Consider the following 16,622-nt stretch of genomic DNA (forward strand, 5'->3'; position numbering starts at 1 on the left):
ACGCAAGCCGTGGCGCTGTTTACGCAGCTGGGCATTGCAGACAACCTGAACTTCGAGCTGCGCCACAAAGCCATCATCGACCGCTTCGGCCGCTTCCCCCACCGCAACGCGATCCTGGGCCGCAGCTCCAGCGCGGAGGAGCTGGCTTTCCTCGCCGAGCCGGGATCTTCGTTCTAAATTTCGTCTTGCAGTTGCTACTTTTTTGGTAGCTGCTTACGCACATTCCATGCGCCTCGCAGGCCGATTTGGTGCCCTGTTGCTCAGTCTAGCAATTCTTTAGGCACATTGCCGCCATTGGCGGCCAGTTTGGACAGGACCGTCTTGTGCAGCCACATGTTCATCTGCGCGGAATCACCCATCAGGTTCTCCGGGCATCCGAGTTCGGTCGCCATCGCCTTGCGCGTGGTCAGACTGCTGTCGATGTCCAACAGTTTGAGCAAGTCCACGATGGACGTACGCCAGTTCAATTTGGTCGGGTTTGCGGCCGCCTTTTGCTCAAGCTGTGCGACCACGTCCACCACAGGCATGGGCGCCACTGTGGAAGCTTGCGGTGGCGCGGTGCTCGCTGTAGCACTGGTTGCGGGCGTGCGTAGCATCTCCTCGACTTTGCTGTTACCTGCGTCAAAACCGAGCTTGTCCAAAATCGTGCTGAAAAATCCCATGCTGCTTCTCCTGCTGTGATGCGTCCGTTGCGGGCCGCCGAGATGGCAAGGCCTCGTGCTCAGTGCGCGCCCCCATAGTACGCAAAAAAATGGCAAGCATGTGACGTCATCATCGACCGCTGCGGCCGCTTCCCTCACCGCAACGCGATTCTGGGGCGCAGCTCTAGCGCGGAGGAGCTGGCGTTTCTGAGCGAGCCGGGGGCTTCGTTCTAGGTTTCCGCCTAGCGGTTGCTACTTTTTTGGTAGCTGCTTACGCACGTTCTGCGGGCGTTGTGGCCGTTTTTATCACCTAGAATTGTTGTCATGCAAACACGTATTGAGCAGCCAGCGTTGCCCACGGACCGTTTCAACTGGATCGAGCGGCCGGGCCGCGAGTTCCCGTTTTTCAACGACCAGCCCGCCCACATCACCGGGCCGCAGTGGCTGCTGGTAATGGCGATGGCGGCTGCCGGGCTGTTGGCGGTGGCGCTGCCCGTTGCCTGGCCGTTTGCGCCTTTTGGCAGGCTGGTGCCGGCGCTGTTGATTGTTGTGATTCCTCTGTGGGGTTTGCATCTGGTTGCGCCAGGGCATTGGAAGAGTTTGTTTGCCAGGGTCTCGGGGCGCGACGTGTTGTGGATGTTTTTGTTTGCCCTGCTCAACATCGTGGTGACAGTGTGCGTGGGCTTGTTGCTCAGGACGGTGATGGACGAAGCGCCCAACCCTGCGGCTGCGGGGCTGAAATCGAGCGGTACGTTGGAGCGCATCTTTTTCTTTGTGAATATGGTGCCGCAGCTGCTGGGCGAAGAGCTGATCACCATCCTGCCCTTTCTGGCGCTGATGGCGCTGTTCACCAAGCGCTTTGGCGCCAGCCGCAAGACGGCCATTGTGGGCGCGTGGCTGGTATCGGCCGTGTTGTTCGGGCTGATTCACTTGCCCACGTATGGGTGGAACGTGGTGCAGTGCTTGGCCATCATCGGCACCGCCCGGCTGGTGTTAACGCTGCCCTGGATCATGACCAAGAACCTGTGGGTGTCTACCGGCGCGCACATCATCAATGACGGCACGCTGTTCGGGCTGGGCCTGCTGGGCGGCGGGGCGGCTTTTCTGGTCTAACCGCCAGCCAGTACCGCACGGTTGCGGCCTGCAGCCTTGGCCGCGTACAGGGCCTCGTCTGCGGCCTGAATCAATGTCTGGGGTGATTTGGTGTCATCAGGAACGATGCTGGCGACGCCCACGCTGGCTGTCACGCGGCCAAAGTCTGACAGGGCATGCGGCAGTGCCAGCGCTTGCAGGGCCTCGCACACTTTGCGGGCCATTCCCAGTGCGTCTTCAGCACTGGTCGCAGGCGCAATGAAGACGAACTCCTCTCCGCCGTACCGTGCCACCAGATCACCGGTGCGGGCAATGGTGATGGCAAGCGTGTCGGCTACATTGCGCAAGCAGTCATCGCCCGCCTGGTGGCCGTAGTGGTCGTTGTATTTCTTGAACCAGTCCACATCCAACAACCCCAGCGCCAAAGAATGGCCCTGGCGCGCAGCGCGGGTCCATTCGGCGGCCAGCGTGGCGTCGAAGTGCCTGCGGTTGGCGATGCCGGTGAGGCCATCGGTGGCGCTGAGGGCTTCGAGTTTGCGGTTGAGAAGGCGCAGTTCGGTGGTGCGCTCGGCGACCTTGGCCTCCAGAACATGCTCCGCTTCTCTCAGCGTGGAGACCAGTTCTTCCTGGGCCTTCAATGTCTGTTCCTGCGCAAGCACCTGGTCGCGGCGCATCGCGTTGTAGCGGTCTGCCAGCGCAAACGACAGCAGCAGCATTTCCATCGCAGAGCCGATCTGCGTGCCATCGGTCGTCAAAAAATGGGTGGGCAGCAAACCCAGATTGCGCAGGTGGGTGAGCACGACGGCCAGCAAGATGGCCGCGAATGCCGCAACAAAGAAGAAGGCGCTGCGCTGCCCGCGCAGCGCGCTCCAGCCGCCGGTGGCCAGCAGAACCAGCGGCGTGATCAGACTGAGCACGACAAACCAGGGGGTGAAGGTGCGAAACCAGAAAATCAGCGCGAAGAAGGAAATGCCATGCAGCACGATGAGCCCCTGCAGCACTCGGTCTAGCGGCTTGGACAATGCAGCGGTGTTGAGAATGCGCCGGGCAAACTCCGTCATGGCCATGGCTGCGACTGCCGAGGGGACGTTGACGCCCATGCTGGTCCACACAGGGGCATCGCCCCACACAAACTCCGTGCCCAGCCCGCTGAAGGTAGCCAGCGCAATGGCGACGGAGCCGGAGAAGATGACATACAGCAGGTAGTTTTTGTCGCGCAGGACCACAAACAGCATCAGGTTGTAGAGGGAGATGGCCAGCACGACACCGAAGTACAGGGCTTGCAGGGCGTAGTCGGCGTGCTGATGGGTTTGCAGTGCCAGTGGCTCCCACATGCGCGCGGGAATGTTCAGCGAGTTCGGCGTTTCCACGCGCAAATAGACCACCTGCTGCGAATGGGGCGGCAGCGTGACGGGCAGGACGGTGAAGCGCCCTGGGTAGGGGCGGTTTGCATACGGGCGTGCGAAGCCCGTTTGCAACATCTGGTAGGTGCCCTGCGAATCCGGTGTGTAGAAGTCGATATGTGCCAGCAGCGCATAGTTGATTTCCAGCATGCGCTGCAGCGGCTGGTTGCCAGAGTTCGACAGCGGCAGGCGCAACCACACCGCGGAGCGCGTGTACGAAAAACCGATGGCGGCACTGGAAGGATTGCTCGGCGGGCGGAACGTGCTGGCGCGGGCTGGCTCCATGACATCGTTCAAGGTCAAGGCAGCGCCGGGGTCTTCCAGATACTCGAAGTAAGCCGTCAGTGAAACCGGTGCTGCTTGTACTCGGGTGAGGTCCAGTGGCTGCTGGGTGGTTGCCGCAAAGCTTGGCACCACGGCGCCCAGACTGGCTAAGGCAATAAGCACGCCGCAGCAGCCGCGCAGCAAGTTTCTAAAGGGCATTGCGCAAGAATAGCATCGACCGCTGGGGCCAATTCCCACAATTACAGCGGAATCACCGTTCAGCGGCTGTCGCTTCGCTCCAGGGCGAAGAGCGGTGCGGCGAAGCGGCGAGGCCTGCCAGTGGGCGGCGGTTCCAGTCGATGGCGGAATCTGCGTGCAGCTGTTTGACCACCCACAGAAAATACACCGACGCAGGAACACCGATCAGGTCGAACACCAGGGTGCTGGTTTCTGCCGTGCTGGTGAGCGCCAGGATCAGGTGCATCGCGGCGCAGGTGGGGAACACGCCAGAGAGCGCCAAACCTGAGAGCGACCACGAATGGGTCGAGATATAGCGGCGTATCTGCGTGTCAATGAGGTACCAGCCCACCATTGCGTAAGTGAACGTCACGAAGAGGTTGCTGAGCATGACCAGCGAAGGGCCGCTCAGGCCAGTGCCGGATATGGCCTCCAGCGATTGGATGCCATTTGCGGTGCAGACGACGACAGACGGGACGGGTGGCGAAGCAAGCGCCCAACCGGCGAGTGCGCTGACGGCAATCAACGATGTGACGGCTGCGCCTGCCATGGTGGAGCCGTTCACCGCCACCGTGCGGTCGCCGCGGCCATGGAGCATGGCTTCTGCGCGCAGCCAGCAGAACGTAATGCCGGCGGGCAACCCGGTCAGCGTGACGGCCAGCATGGGGGCCGTGACGGTGCCGCCCTGCAGTACGCACCAGCCGTGTACCAGGTGGTGCGGGCCGCAGCTTGCCGCCATCAGCGAGAAGCCCAGGCCAAAGCGCGACACGCCGCGGTAGCGGTATTGGCTGGCAACTTCCCATGCGCTGAGCAGGCCCAGACTCACGTAGGCCATGCCGACCAGCAGATTGCCGATACCTATGATCAACATCATCATGGCGCAGCCCCCGCTTTCGCGCCCATGGGCACGCCAATGTGGTCGAGGAATTCTTCAATGAAGGTGCGGTGCGCGCGGCGTGTCAGGCTGTCGGGCGCCACAGCGGCGGACTGCATGCCCCAGTTGCTGGGCGGCTGCCACAGCGGCTTGTCCATCATGGGCGGTATCAGTGCCGCGTCTACCGGCCTGGAGAACAGATAGCCCTGGGCCACGCCGCATCCCATGCTGCGCAGCGCGCGGGCCTGCTCAACGCGCTCTATGCCCTCGGCGATCACATGCTTGCCGGTGGCAAAGGCCAGGCTGAGGATGGAAGAGACGATGGCGGTGTCGCCGGTCTCGGTGCCCAGACCGTCGATGAAAGAGCGGTCTATCTTCAGCACCTCAATCGGCAGATCACGCAGGCGGGCCAGCGAGGAATACTCGGTGCCAAAGTCGTCGATGGCTACATAGATGCCCATCTGGTGCAACTGGTTGAGCGTCCGGATGATTTCCGATTCTGAATTTGTCAGCGCGCTCTCGGTCAGCTCCAGGCACAGCGAAGACAGGTTGACGCCGGTCTCTGAAACGATGGCCTGGACTTCGGCGATGAAGTCAGGGTCGCCCAGTTGGCGCGGCGAGACATTGACGGTCATCGAAAGCGGGCGCTCGGGCATGGCCACAGACCACGCGGCGAGCTGCAGGCAGGCAGACCGCAACACCTGGCGGCCCAGCTCGCCGATCAGGCGGCTGTCTTCGGCAATGGGGATGAACTCGGCGGGCGACATCATTCCGTACTCGGGGTGCGTCCAGCGCGCCAGCGCCTCCACGCCCACGAGCTGCCCGGTCACCAGGCTCACCTGCGGCTGGTAATGCACATACACCTGCTTCTCGCGCAGGGCGACGCGAAGGTCTGACTCGATCTGCACCCGGCGGATAACGCGCGCGTGCAGCTCCTGGTTGAAGCGCACCGTGCAATTGCGGCCGCGTGCTTTAGCGGCGTAGAGCGCGGTGTCGGCATCGCGCAGCAACTGTTCGGCCGACTGCGTACCCATGGCGCAACTGGCCACGCCGATGCTGACGGAGGTGACGACCTCGCGGCCGGAGATATGCACGGGCTCAATCACCGCAGCCAGCATGCGGGCGGCCAGCGCGTCTTCTGCCCCGCTGACGGCGTGGGGAAACAGGACGACAAATTCGTCGCCGCCAATGCGGCTCACGATGCCGCCTTTGACATCACCCACGCAATCGCTGATGCGCCTGGCGACCTCGCACAGCAGCATGTCGCCGCTGTCATGGCCGAGCGAGTCGTTGACCAGCTTGAAGTTGTCCAGATCGAGGAAGAACACGGCGACATGCTCGGGCACTTGTTCTTCAGCCTCTGCGTCACCTTCTTCGTCCATGGGTCCATCAAGCGCAGCGGGCTGTGTGAGTTCGTGTTCCAGCCGATTGAGCAGCAGGCTGCGGGTGGGCAATCCGGTCAGCACGTCATGGGTGGCCGCATGGATCAGATCGCCGATGACGGCGAGGATGTCTTGCTGCGCGGCGGCATCGTCGTCGCGATTGGAGAGCAGCATTTCTGCGGTGGCGAGCAACCGGTCGGTGTGCCGGACATTCATCCGCCGGTTTGGAAGCGCGGCCCCGCTGGGGGCGCCGCCAGAAGCTGGGGGCGTCGCATTGTCTGGTTGCGCTGCAATAGTCATTCGAGCACCCTTCTCCTTAGCGTTGCCCTGCCTGCCTTTGAATTCACTCTAACACCGCTCAGCGCTCCCGGCAATCAGGCGCTGCCCCCGCTGTTTCAGAGGGGCATTTCTCTTCGAAATCCGGACTTTTGTCACGGATGCTGCATCGGAACTGCTACGTATTTGGTAGCTGCTTACGCACGTTCTGCGGGCTCTGGAGGCCGATTTCTTTGATAATCTGCGCATGCCACGCCGTAAACACCACCACGTCTATGTGATCGAACTGTCCAAAGATGTGCTGCTGGAGCCGCGCTTTCGCAAGGGCAACCCGGGTTATGTCGAGGGCAAGCCTTGCGTGTATGTGGGCATGACAGGGCTGGACCCGGATGTGCGCTTTGACAAGCACAAGGCCGGTATTCAGGCCAACCGTTTTGCGCAGCAGTACGGCCTGCGTCTGCTGCCTGATCTGTACGAGGCTTTCAACCCCATGGGCTACGAAGACGCGGTGGACAAGGAGATCGAGGTCGGTATCGATCTGCGCTCTGCGGGGTTTGGAGTCTGGCAGGCGTGACCCACGTGACAGAAAGCCACGTCACCTAGCGTTTTGCCTGATGCCCTGCACCGAGGGCCAAACTACACTGAACCAAGCGCTTGCGCACCTGTGTTGCGAGCGACCCATTTCTATAAAGAACGAGGAGACGTGTTTTGGCTTTCAAAAAAGTGGTGCTTGGCACCGTGGTGGTCTTGGGTGTTGCCGCAGTAGCCGGCTGGTTCAGCCTGGACAAGGAGACGCGCGGGTTGCTAGCGACCGTGCCAACCAATCGCGATTTGCTGTTCTGGACAGAGCCGCAGCGCGATGCCGCGTTCCGTGCGCTGGATCGTTTGCCGATACTGGCCAAGGCCAATGTGGTGCCCGCCAGTGGCACGCCCTCGCCTCTGCCCACCGGCGCACCACTGAAGCTGACCACCGATATCGACGCCTACATGGCGGGCCAGCGCAGTGCGGCGCTGCTGGTGGTACAGGACGGCAAGCTGCGCATGGAGCGCTATGGCTTGGGCTTTGATGGCGCTGGGCGCTGGACGAGTTTTTCCGTAGCCAAGTCGTTCACCTCCACGCTGGTGGGTGCGGCGGTGAAAGACGGCTTCATTAAGAGCCTGGACGACAAGGTGAGCGTCTACATTCCGGACCTCAAGGGCTCGGCCTACGACGAAGTCAGCGTGCGCCAGTTGCTGACCATGACCTCCGGCGTCAAGTGGAATGAAGACTACTCGGACCCGAACTCCGACGTGGCGAAGTTCAACAACCACAAGCCCGAAGAGGGCAAGGAAGCGCTGGTGAGCTATATGCGCACGCTGCCACGTGAAGCCCCTGCTGGCACGCGCTGGCTGTACAGCACCGGCGAGACCAACCTGGTGGGCACGCTGGTGCAACAGGCGACCAAGAAGCCACTGGCAACCTACCTGGCGGAGAAGGTGTGGGGCCCCGCAGGCATGGAGCAACAGGCGACCTGGCTCTTGAGCAAGACGGGCAAGGAGATTGGCGGCTGCTGCGTGCAGGCCTCGGCGCGCGACTACGCGCGCATGGGCCAGTTCATCCTGAATGGCGCGATGGTGAACGGCCAGAGCATTGTTCCTGAGGGCTGGTGGGCAGAGGCAACCACCAAGCGCACCGAGATTGGTGCACCCGGGCGCGGCTATGGCTACCAGTGGTGGACCTATGACGATGGCAGCTATGCAGCCCGCGGTATTTTTGGCCAGGGGATTTTTATCGACTCCAAGCGCAAGCTGGTGATCGTGTCTCTCGCCAACTGGGCCGGTGGCGCGCGTGACAAGGTGGCCTCGCCCGCCCGCGAAGCGTTCTATCGCGAAGTACAAAAAGCCATTGATGACGAAGGTGTGACGCAGCCTAAATAAGCGGCAGAGGTGACATGCAGACCGGGCGCAGGCCCGTCTGTTGCGCGGCGCACATGGTTTGACATAACGCATACAGTCTGCACGGGAATTACCGCGATGGGGTGGCTTCACGTAGTATGTGCAGCTTCAAAGCGGCTGCCCCAGCTTGGGGCTGCTCTTCCACTCAACTCGGGGGCCCACCATGCGCAAACTCCTTATCACCCTGCTGTCATTCGCAACGCTCGCGTTGACAGGCTGCGGCTACAACACCTTCCAGAGCACGGACGAACAGGTCAAGGCCAGTTGGTCAGAGGTACTGAACCAATACCAGCGCCGCGCGGATCTGATTCCCAACCTGGTCAGTACCGTCAAGGGCGAGGCCAATTTTGAGCAGAGCACGCTGACCAAGGTGGTGGAGGCGCGTGCCAAGGCCACTTCTGTCCAGGCCACGCCGGAACTCGTCAATGACCCGGCCGCCTTCCAGAAGTTCCAGCAGGCCCAGGGCGAACTGAGCGGCGCGCTGTCGCGCTTGCTGGTGGTGACAGAGAACTACCCCAACCTCAAAGCCAACCAGGCGTTCCGCGATTTGCAGGCGCAGCTGGAAGGCACGGAGAACCGCATCACCGTTGCACGCAACCGGTATATCAAGTCGGTACAGGAATACAACGTGGCAGTGCGCTCCTTCCCGTCCAACCTGACGGCGATGATTTTTGGCTACAAAGAGAAAGCCAACTTCACGGTTGAGAACGAGAAAGAAATCTCCAAGCCGCCATCGGTCAGTTTTGACGCCCCAGCCGCAGCTCCAGCAACAGCCGCGTCGGGAGCCGCTAAGTGAATTTGACTGGGGCGATGCACCGCTGGTGTACCGCTGGCTTCGTAGCGCTTGCATTGCTCGCTACGGGCGTCGCCCATGCAGAGGTTGCCGTGCCCCCGCTGACGGGGCATGTCACCGACCAAACCGGCACGCTGACGCCAGAGCAGAAGGCCACGCTCGAACAATCCCTGGTCGCTTTCGAAGCGCGCAAGGGTACGCAGCTGGCGGTGTTGATGGTGCCGACCACGGCGCCCGAAACCGTGGAGCAATACGCCTTGCGCGTTGCCGAGCAATGGAAGCTGGGGCGAAAAAAGGTGGACGATGGCGCCATTCTGGTGGTGGCCAAGGACGACCGCGCCATGCGCATTGAAGTGGGCTACGGCCTGGAGGGCGCGCTCTCAGACATCGTCAGCAAGCGCATCATCAGCGAAGCCATCCTGCCGCGCTTCAAGGCCGGAGATTTCTACGGCGGTGTGCAGGCGGGCACGGAGCAGATCATCCGCGTGGTGGACGGCGAACCGCTGCCAGAGCCACAGGGAATGCAAGCTAACGCGCCTCAGGGCATCAAGGACATGTTGCCTGTGCTGTTTATTGCGGCCCTGGCGGTGGGTGGCGCATTGCGCAGAATTTTTGGCCGGTTTGGTGGATCGCTGGTCACCGGTGCGGTCGTGACCGGCCTGGCCTGGCTGTTCGTGGGCACGATGCTGTATGCCGTGCTGGCCGGGGTGGCTTCGATGTTTGTCACGCTGATAGGTCCGGGCACCGTGCTGCGTGGCGTGGGTGGCATCGGCGGCTTTGGCGGCGGTGGTGGATCGGGTGGCGGGGGCTTTCGCGGCGGTGGTGGCGGGTTCGGCGGCGGTGGCGCGTCGGGAAGGTGGTAATCATGGACATCCGACGTTTCTTCAAACATCTCTTTTTTACCGACGCGCAAGTACGCCGTGCCTTTGCGCCTGCAACCTTGCAGGCCATTGAGCAAGCCATCCATGCCAGCGAAAAGCTGCACAGCGGAGAGGTCCGCTTTGCCGTAGAGGGCGCACTGGACAGCGCGCGTATCGCTGCGGGACAGTCTGCCCGCGAGCGAGCCATTGAAGTGTTCTCGCAATTGCGGGTGTGGGACACCGAGCGCAACAGCGGCGTGTTGATTTACGTGCTGTTGGCCGACCATGCGGTAGAGATCGTTGCCGACCGCGGCATCCATGCCAGGGCAGGCACGGCCAGCTGGGACCCGATCTGCAAGGACATGCAGACAGAGTTTTCCAGGTCTGCGTTTCAGACCGGGGCATTGAACGGTATTGCAGCGGTGACACGCGTAATCGCGACGCACTTCCCGCCGGATGACGCGGATGTCAACGAACTGCCTAACGCGCCGGTGTTGCTGACCTGACGGCGCCGCGCATGGGGCCAGGATGCCCGCCTTGTAAAATCGCGGCCTTTGCCAGCCCGATACGAGAACCCCATGTCCAAAACCAAAAACAAACCTTTCGTGATCGGTGTCGCAGGCGGCAGCGGCAGCGGCAAATCAACGGTGACGCGCGAGGTACTGGCCTCCATCGGGCCGGACATGGCGGCGGTGGTGATGCAGGACGATTACTACCTCGACCAGACCCACATGACGCCGGAAGACCGGCGCAAGACGAATTACGACCACCCCGATGCCTTTGACTGGCCGCTGATGGCGCAGCATGTGCGGGCGCTGCGCAATGGCGAAGCAATTGAGATGCCGGTGTACGACTTTGCGGCAGACAACCGCTCCACCAAAACCATCACCGTGAACCCCGCGCCGGTGATCGTGGTCGAAGGCCTGTTTGCGCTGTACGACGCCAAGCTGCGCAACATGATGTCGCTCAAAATCTATGTGGACACCGCCTCCGACGTGCGCTTTATCCGCCGCCTGCAGCGCGACATCACAGAACGCGGCCGCAGCACCGAAAGCGTGATCAACCAATACCTGGAAACCGTGCGCCCGATGCACAAGCAGTTCATCGAACCCACCAAGCGCAACGCCGACGTCATCCTGCCCCACGGCGCCAACGGGCCTGCGGTGGACATCATCACAACCAAGGTCAAGAGCTTGATCCAGGATATCGAGCGAGCCTGACGATTGCTACGTTTTTAGTAGCTGCTTACGCAAATTCTGCGCGCCTATCAGGCCGATTTATCACCTAATTTGCAGCGCACAGCCAATCGGTGACCTGCCGTTGCAACACCTCTAAAGGCTGCGTCGCATCCACCTTCAGCACGCCCTCCTCCCCCACCGGTGACTCCAGCGTGGCGAACTGGTTGTCTACCAAGGCTGCCGGGAAGAAATGCCCATGGCCTCGGGCGCTGACACGGCGCAGCGCCTCGGCCTTGTCCAGATCAAGAAATACGAACTTCAGGCTGGCTGCGCTCTGGCGCAGTTGGTCGCGATAGGTCTTCTTCAATGCCGAGCAGGTCAGCACCATACCTTGTGGGTGTTTACGTATCTCTTCGCCCAACAACGACAACCACTGCGCGCGGTCTTCGTCGGTCAGCGCAGTGCCTTGCGCCATCTTTTCGCGGTTGGCCGCACTGTGGAAATCATCGCCCTCGATGAACACGTAGCCCCCGGTCTGTGCCACCAGGCGGGCAATGCTGGACTTGCCACAGCCGGCCACGCCCATAAACACGATTGAATCTTTCATAGGACGCACTCTACTAAACTCGCAGGCAATGACATCCACACTACAACGCCGCCACTTTCTGGGCGCCAGCTCCGCCGCACTGGCGCTGGGCTTGAACACCAACCTGAGCGCGCAAGAGCGCACCACCGCCCCGACGCTCGCCCCCGTGCGCGCAAACCCAGACCGCTTGATCGACATCAGCGTCTGCACCCGGCCCTTCCGCCCGCAAGGCCCGCGCATTGAAGCGCAGCGTCTGCATGGCAAGACCGTGGTCCATCACTACGGCCATGGCGGCAGCGGCTGGTCGCTGTCATGGGGGTCGGCACGGCAGGCGCTGCCGCTGGTATTGGCCACGCGGTCCAAACGCATTGCGGTGATTGGCTGCGGCGCGATTGGCCTGACGACGGCGCGCGTGTTGCAGCAGGCGGGGCTGCAGGTGCGCATTTATTGCAAGGAAGAGCCGCCGCAAGTGTCATCCTCTGCCGCCACCGGCCTGTGGACGCCAGATTCGCGCATCTGCACCGAGGAGCACGCAACCGACGCTTTCCAACAGCGCTGGGAGACGATGGCGCGCAGTTCATTCAAGACCTACCAAAGCCTGCTGGGCGTGGCGGGCGATCCGGTGCAGTGGCGCGACGGCTATGTGCTGTCCGACATTCCGTTTGACCAGCCCGGGCACGCGGCCGTGGGCGAGCCGGATTACCCGGACCTGGAATCACGCGTGGCCGACCTGCGGCCCCGCGGGGTAGCCCTCTCGCCTTCGGAGCATCCGTTTCGCGTGGCCCACGCGCGGCGCTTCACGCAGATGGTATTCAACATCGCGAGCTACCAGCGCCTGCTGATGGACGACTTCCTTAGCCATGGCGGCAGCATCCACCACCGCGTGTTTGACAACCCGCGCCAGTTTGCCGGCCTTGCCGAACACACCATCGTCAACTGCACGGGGTACGGCGCGCGTGCGCTGATGAAGGACGACAGCATCGTGCCGGTGCGCGGGCAGACCGCGCGGCTGATTCCGCAACCCGAGATTGACTACGCACTGATCTACCGCGGCCACAACCTGGTGATGGTGCCGCGGCGCGACGGCCTCCTGGTGCAGGCGCAGGGCGACCATGACTACGGCAACACCGATACGGCCATCGACCGGGCGCAATCTGAAGCGGCGGTGCAACGGCTGGCGGCGCTGTTCAAGACCAGCTAGGCCAACGTGTCTGTATAGGGGGAAGCCCTAGGCCACAGAGGGTGGATGTAAGGCCTTGCAAGGTTTTCGGGTCGCATAATGGAATGGACCTTTTGTTCCCCAATCTAGATGCAATCCACCCCAAGAATTGCGACATGGCTCATGGCCGCCGCGCTAGTGAGCATTCAGGGCACTGCCCAGGCGGCACCCGCCTGCCCCACGCCGATCACGTTTTCCTTTTTTGAAAGCGGCCTGCTGTACAGCGAGAAAACCAATGACGGCATCGACAAGGCTGTCATGGAAGAACTGGCACGCAGAAGCAAATGCCAGTTTGATTTTTCACTGAAACCGCGTGCGCGGATCTGGCTGGAGCTGGAGCGTGGCGAGCTGATGATGACGGGCAGCGCGCTGCGCACCGACGAGCGCGAAACCTACGCCTGGGCCGTCAACTATTTCGGCATGAAGGCCGAGCTGATGGTCCGCGGCGTGAACGGCAAGGTGATCAAGTCGAAAGAAGAGTTCCTGAAAGATGACTCGCTGAAGATGGGTGTGGGCCGCACGCTCAAGCATGGCGAGGCGATGGACCGTTTCATCGACGAGCTGCAGCAGCGCAACCGCGTGGTCGATGTTCCTACCGGCTCCGGGTACGAGATGTTCGTACGCGAACGCTTTTCCGCGATACCGATCTACCCGCTGGACACCAACTACCGCAACAAGCACGATTTGTCGCAGTACACGATTGCGAGCGACTGGTTCCCGACCGACAAGAGCCTGCCGCGCGCTTTGCTGTTCTCCAAAAAGTATTTCACCAAAGCGCAGGTACAGGAGTGGCGCGTGCTGGTGCAGCAGATGCGCGACGACGGCACGCTCAAAAAAATCTTTACCAAATACACAGACAAGGACACCGCAGACAAGCTGATGCAGTTTCCGCCAGACCCGCCCTGAAGGGCGCTATCGATCACAGAATGGACATGGCCTTGTGCTTCGGAACCCGATGCCCCATTTCTCAAGATTTTCGAAACGACTGATTGCTGCGACGCTTGTGTGCGCAGGCGGGTATGTGTTAGCTGCCCCGGCATGCCCCACCACACCCATTTCCGCTGCTTTCTTTGAGAGTGGCCTGCTGTATAGCGAGAAAACCGGCGGCGGTATCGACAAGGACTTGATGGATGAACTGGCGCGCAGAAGCAAGTGCCAGTTTGAGTTCTCATTGAAGCCCAGGCCCCGCATCTGGCAAGAGCTGGAGCGTGGCGATCTGATGATGACCACCAGTGCACTGCGCACGGAAGAGCGCGACGTCTATACCTGGGCCGTTACCTACTATTCCATGAAGGTCGACCTCATCCTTCGCAAAGTGAACGGCAAGGCACCCAGGTCAAAGGAAGAATTTCTGAAAGATGAGTCGCTGAAGCTGGGCACAGCCCGAACTCTCAAGCACGGCGAAGCCATGGACAAATTCATCGACGAGCTGCGACTGCGCAATCGGGTGACCGATGTGCCGACGGGCACGCGGTATGAGATGTTTCTTCGCGATCGCATTGCTGCCATGCCCTTCTATCCGATAGACACGGTCTACATGGAGAATCACGATGCGTCTCAGTTCACCATTGCGACCGATTGGTTTCCTACCGACAAGGCCTTGCCCCTTACGTTGATGTTCTCCAAGAAATATTTCTCCAAAGCGCAGGTGCAGGAATGGCGCGTGCTGGTCCAGCAGTTGAAGGACGACGGCACACTCAAGAAAATATTTGCCAAGTACACCAACAAGGAAACCGCAGAAAGACTGCTGCAGTTCCCGCCGGACGTTCCTTGAAGCTGGACTTTCCGCCATAGCGACCCAAATGACGCTATATTTTTAGTAGCTGCTCACGCCTTTATTTGGCGGCCTGCAGGCCTTTTTCATTTGTAAATTCAGCGATGCACTTGCAATCCCGGGTTGGAGGCACCACCTGTGTGCAATGAGTGAGCCACTGCATATCGTCTGTCCCCATTGCCACACGACCAACCGCGTGCGTACCGAACATCTCGGCAGTGCGCCGGATTGCGGCGGCTGCAAGAAGCAACTGTTTACCGGCAAGCCGGTGGACCTGGAGGGCATTTCATTTGACAAGCATCTGCACCGCAACCATATTCCGTTGCTGGTGGACTTCTGGGCGCCATGGTGCGGCCCGTGTCGCCAGATGGCGCCTGCCTATGTGCAGGCCGCGGGCCAGCTGGAGCCGCGCATCCGTGTCGCCAAGCTGGACACCGAGGCGCACCAGGCGTTGGGCGCGCGGTACCAGATCCGCAGCATTCCTACACTGGCGCTTTTCATGCGGGGCCGCGAAGTGGCCCGACAAGCAGGCGCCATGGGCGCGAGCGACATCGTGCGCTGGGTGCACCAGTACGCAACGCGCTGAAACACACAACCTCTATACCGTACTTTGCAGTAACCCTGCCAGAGAACTTGTATTCACTGGCGGTTAACTTCCACCCCTATTTCCATTGGCCCTTCTTTTCTTTAACCTGAGTTTTCAACACCATGCTTTTCACTCCCCTCCAAGCCGGCGCAACCACCCTCCCCAACCGCATTCTGCTGGCGCCGCTGACCCGTACGCGCGCCGATGCAGGCCATATGCCCAATGACCTGATGGTCGATTACTACAGCCAGCGCGCGACCGGCGGCCTGCTGATTACGGAGTGCACGATGGTGGCGCCCAACACCTCGGCCTTCATCAACGAGCCCGGCATTTACAACGAAGCGCAGATCACCGCGTGGAAGAAAGTAACCGACGCAGTGCACGCCAAGGGCGGGCGCATCTTCATGCAGATCTGGCACGCCGGGCGCGCTGCGCATCCGGACATCAACGGCGGCGTGGCCACCGTGTCTTCCAGCGCCACAGCGATCGATGGCGAGATCTACACGCCGGGCGGCAAGGTGGCACACGCTGTGCCGCGTGCACTGACCGCAGAAGAAATCCCAGCCATCGTGGCGGCTTACGCGCAGGGCGCGAAGAACGCGATTGCCGCAGGCTTTGACGGTGTGGAAGTGCACGGCGCCAATGGCTACCTGATTGACCAGTTCCTGCGCGACACACCGAACCAGCGCACCGATGGCTACGGCGGTTCACTGGAGAACCGCGCACGCTTCCTGTTCGAAGTGCTGACCGCGGTGATCGCCGCAGTTGGCGCGGACAAGGTGGGCCTGCGCCTGTCGCCGCTAAACAGCTACAACGGTATGAAGGACAGCGACCCGATTGCGTGGATCACATTCCTGGCCGACAAGCTCAATGCCTACAAGCTGGCCTATCTGCACGTGATGCGCGCCGATTTCTCCCAGCTGCAAAAGGGCGACGTGATGACCATTGCGCGCGACAAGTACAAGGGCGTTCTGGTCGGCAACATGGGCTACACACCTGACGAAGCAGAAGCTGCGATTGCGGCAGGCAAGCTGGACGCTGTTGCCTTCGGCACCGCCTTCCTGGCCAACCCGGATCTGCCGGCTCGCATCAAGACCAAGGCGACATTGAACGCGCCTGACGCCAGCACCTTCTACACGCCGGGCGCGAAGGGTTACACGGACTACCCGACTTTGTAACAACGGCAGCGTCTGGCAAACAGACGGGATGTTGTCTGACAGCCAGTGGCGCGATAGGGGTTTGTAATGAACTCTTCGCGCCACAGTGCGTTTTCATGACAGGAGCCCGCCATGTCCCAACACGCAACCGCACATGACCACGTGACCTACCGCCCCGGTGACGGTGCACCGCTGGAAGTTCCGCCAGGTCCGATTGAAGTCGAACTGTCGCCGGATGCGGCCACCCTCAGCTGGGTAGATGACAACGGCGCCACTGGCGCGACTGCCATTCCGCTGAAGGAATACAAAACCTATCTGAAGGAAAAGCAAATCACGCTGGACAAATAAGCCAGCGTAGCTGCCAC

Annotated in this window: 19 protein-coding genes and 1 pseudogene; 15 read left to right on the forward strand and 5 right to left on the reverse strand. The window is 61.3% G+C overall.

Annotated features, from left to right (window positions below):
* A partial coding sequence (locus AC1DV6_RS00005) for a DUF924 family protein (protein WP_477974923.1) occupies positions 1-177 on the forward strand: 177 nt, incomplete at its 5' end.
* Between the two features lie 83 nt (positions 178-260).
* Here the strand turns inward: AC1DV6_RS00005 and AC1DV6_RS00010 are convergent.
* A complete protein-coding gene (locus AC1DV6_RS00010; protein WP_477974141.1) occupies positions 261-662 on the reverse strand; it encodes a DUF3597 domain-containing protein in 402 nt (133 codons plus the stop codon).
* A gap of 108 nt (positions 663-770) precedes the next feature.
* Between AC1DV6_RS00010 and AC1DV6_RS00015 the strand changes: the two are divergent.
* Together AC1DV6_RS00015 and AC1DV6_RS00020 are read left to right on the forward strand one after the other, a co-directional pair.
* Positions 771-875 (forward strand): annotated as a pseudogene (locus tag AC1DV6_RS00015) (DUF924 family protein); the annotation flags it as partial.
* Between the two features lie 90 nt (positions 876-965).
* Positions 966-1,754, forward strand: coding sequence for a CPBP family glutamic-type intramembrane protease (locus AC1DV6_RS00020; RefSeq protein WP_477974142.1), 789 nt, complete (start codon positions 966-968; stop codon positions 1,752-1,754).
* Here AC1DV6_RS00020 and AC1DV6_RS00025 read toward each other — a convergent pair.
* The 3 genes from AC1DV6_RS00025 to AC1DV6_RS00035 are packed head-to-tail and all read right to left on the reverse strand — an operon-like array spanning position 1,751 to position 6,109.
* The gene (locus tag AC1DV6_RS00025) at positions 1,751-3,619 is read right to left on the reverse strand and encodes a sensor domain-containing diguanylate cyclase (protein WP_477974143.1); all 1,869 of its coding nucleotides are present in this window, start codon (positions 3,617-3,619) and stop codon (positions 1,751-1,753) included. The two genes, AC1DV6_RS00020 and AC1DV6_RS00025, sit on opposite strands and share 4 nt — an antisense overlap.
* A gap of 52 nt (positions 3,620-3,671) precedes the next feature.
* Complete coding sequence (locus AC1DV6_RS00030; RefSeq protein ID WP_477974144.1) at positions 3,672-4,514, reverse strand: hypothetical protein; 843 nt, start codon at positions 4,512-4,514, stop codon at positions 3,672-3,674.
* Positions 4,511-6,109, reverse strand: a complete 1,599-nt coding sequence (locus tag AC1DV6_RS00035) for a putative bifunctional diguanylate cyclase/phosphodiesterase (RefSeq protein ID WP_477974145.1) — start codon at positions 6,107-6,109, stop codon at positions 4,511-4,513. The genes AC1DV6_RS00030 and AC1DV6_RS00035 overlap by 4 nt, the downstream gene beginning before the upstream one ends.
* Positions 6,110-6,416: 307 nt before the next feature.
* Here AC1DV6_RS00035 and AC1DV6_RS00040 point away from each other — a divergent pair, with 307 nt between their 5' ends.
* The 6 genes from AC1DV6_RS00040 to udk all read left to right on the forward strand — a co-directional run bounded on the left by AC1DV6_RS00040 (position 6,417) and on the right by udk (position 10,977).
* Entirely contained in the window at positions 6,417-6,743 is a 327-nt protein-coding gene (locus tag AC1DV6_RS00040) for a hypothetical protein (RefSeq protein WP_477974146.1), read from the forward strand.
* A 134-nt stretch (positions 6,744-6,877) separates the two neighbouring features.
* The gene (locus tag AC1DV6_RS00045) at positions 6,878-8,086 is read left to right on the forward strand and encodes a serine hydrolase domain-containing protein (RefSeq protein ID WP_477974147.1); all 1,209 of its coding nucleotides are present in this window, start codon (positions 6,878-6,880) and stop codon (positions 8,084-8,086) included.
* Between the two features lie 181 nt (positions 8,087-8,267).
* Positions 8,268-8,900 (forward strand): LemA family protein, encoded by a 633-nt coding sequence (locus AC1DV6_RS00050; protein WP_477974148.1) that lies wholly within the window; start codon positions 8,268-8,270, stop codon positions 8,898-8,900.
* 14 nt (positions 8,901-8,914) lie between these two features.
* On the forward strand, positions 8,915-9,760 hold the full coding sequence (locus tag AC1DV6_RS00055; RefSeq protein WP_477974149.1) for a TPM domain-containing protein: 846 nt from the start codon (positions 8,915-8,917) through the stop codon (positions 9,758-9,760).
* Between the two features lie 2 nt (positions 9,761-9,762).
* Positions 9,763-10,263: a TPM domain-containing protein gene (locus AC1DV6_RS00060; protein ID WP_477974150.1), complete on the forward strand. Its 501-nt coding sequence runs from the start codon at positions 9,763-9,765 to the stop codon at positions 10,261-10,263.
* A gap of 72 nt (positions 10,264-10,335) precedes the next feature.
* Positions 10,336-10,977, forward strand: coding sequence for a uridine kinase (gene udk / locus AC1DV6_RS00065; protein WP_477974151.1), 642 nt, complete (start codon positions 10,336-10,338; stop codon positions 10,975-10,977).
* Positions 10,978-11,041: 64 nt separating this feature from the next.
* Here udk and AC1DV6_RS00070 read toward each other — a convergent pair whose 3' ends face one another.
* Positions 11,042-11,542, reverse strand: coding sequence for a gluconokinase (locus AC1DV6_RS00070; RefSeq protein ID WP_477974152.1), 501 nt, complete (start codon positions 11,540-11,542; stop codon positions 11,042-11,044).
* Positions 11,543-11,570: 28 nt separating this feature from the next.
* Between AC1DV6_RS00070 and AC1DV6_RS00075 the strand changes: the two genes are divergently transcribed.
* The 6 genes from AC1DV6_RS00075 to AC1DV6_RS00100 all read left to right on the forward strand — a co-directional run bounded on the left by AC1DV6_RS00075 (position 11,571) and on the right by AC1DV6_RS00100 (position 16,605).
* The gene (locus AC1DV6_RS00075) at positions 11,571-12,722 is read left to right on the forward strand and encodes an NAD(P)/FAD-dependent oxidoreductase (protein WP_477974153.1); all 1,152 of its coding nucleotides are present in this window, start codon (positions 11,571-11,573) and stop codon (positions 12,720-12,722) included.
* 141 nt (positions 12,723-12,863) lie between these two features.
* Entirely contained in the window at positions 12,864-13,646 is a 783-nt protein-coding gene (locus AC1DV6_RS00080; RefSeq protein ID WP_477974154.1) for a substrate-binding periplasmic protein, read from the forward strand.
* Between the two features lie 115 nt (positions 13,647-13,761).
* Positions 13,762-14,514 carry a substrate-binding periplasmic protein gene (locus AC1DV6_RS00085; protein WP_477974155.1) on the forward strand — a complete coding sequence of 251 codons (753 nt, stop codon included), beginning with the start codon at positions 13,762-13,764 and terminating at the stop codon, positions 14,512-14,514.
* Between the two features lie 145 nt (positions 14,515-14,659).
* Positions 14,660-15,100 (forward strand): thioredoxin TrxC, encoded by a 441-nt coding sequence (gene trxC, locus AC1DV6_RS00090; protein ID WP_477974156.1) that lies wholly within the window; start codon positions 14,660-14,662, stop codon positions 15,098-15,100.
* A 122-nt stretch (positions 15,101-15,222) separates the two neighbouring features.
* A complete protein-coding gene (locus tag AC1DV6_RS00095; protein WP_477974157.1) occupies positions 15,223-16,278 on the forward strand; it encodes an alkene reductase in 1,056 nt (351 codons plus the stop codon).
* A 111-nt stretch (positions 16,279-16,389) separates the two neighbouring features.
* Entirely contained in the window at positions 16,390-16,605 is a 216-nt protein-coding gene (locus AC1DV6_RS00100; protein ID WP_477974158.1) for a hypothetical protein, read from the forward strand.
* Positions 16,606-16,622 lie beyond the last annotated feature (17 nt).

Source organism: Rhodoferax sp. P2_H8_2, assembly GCF_056403235.1.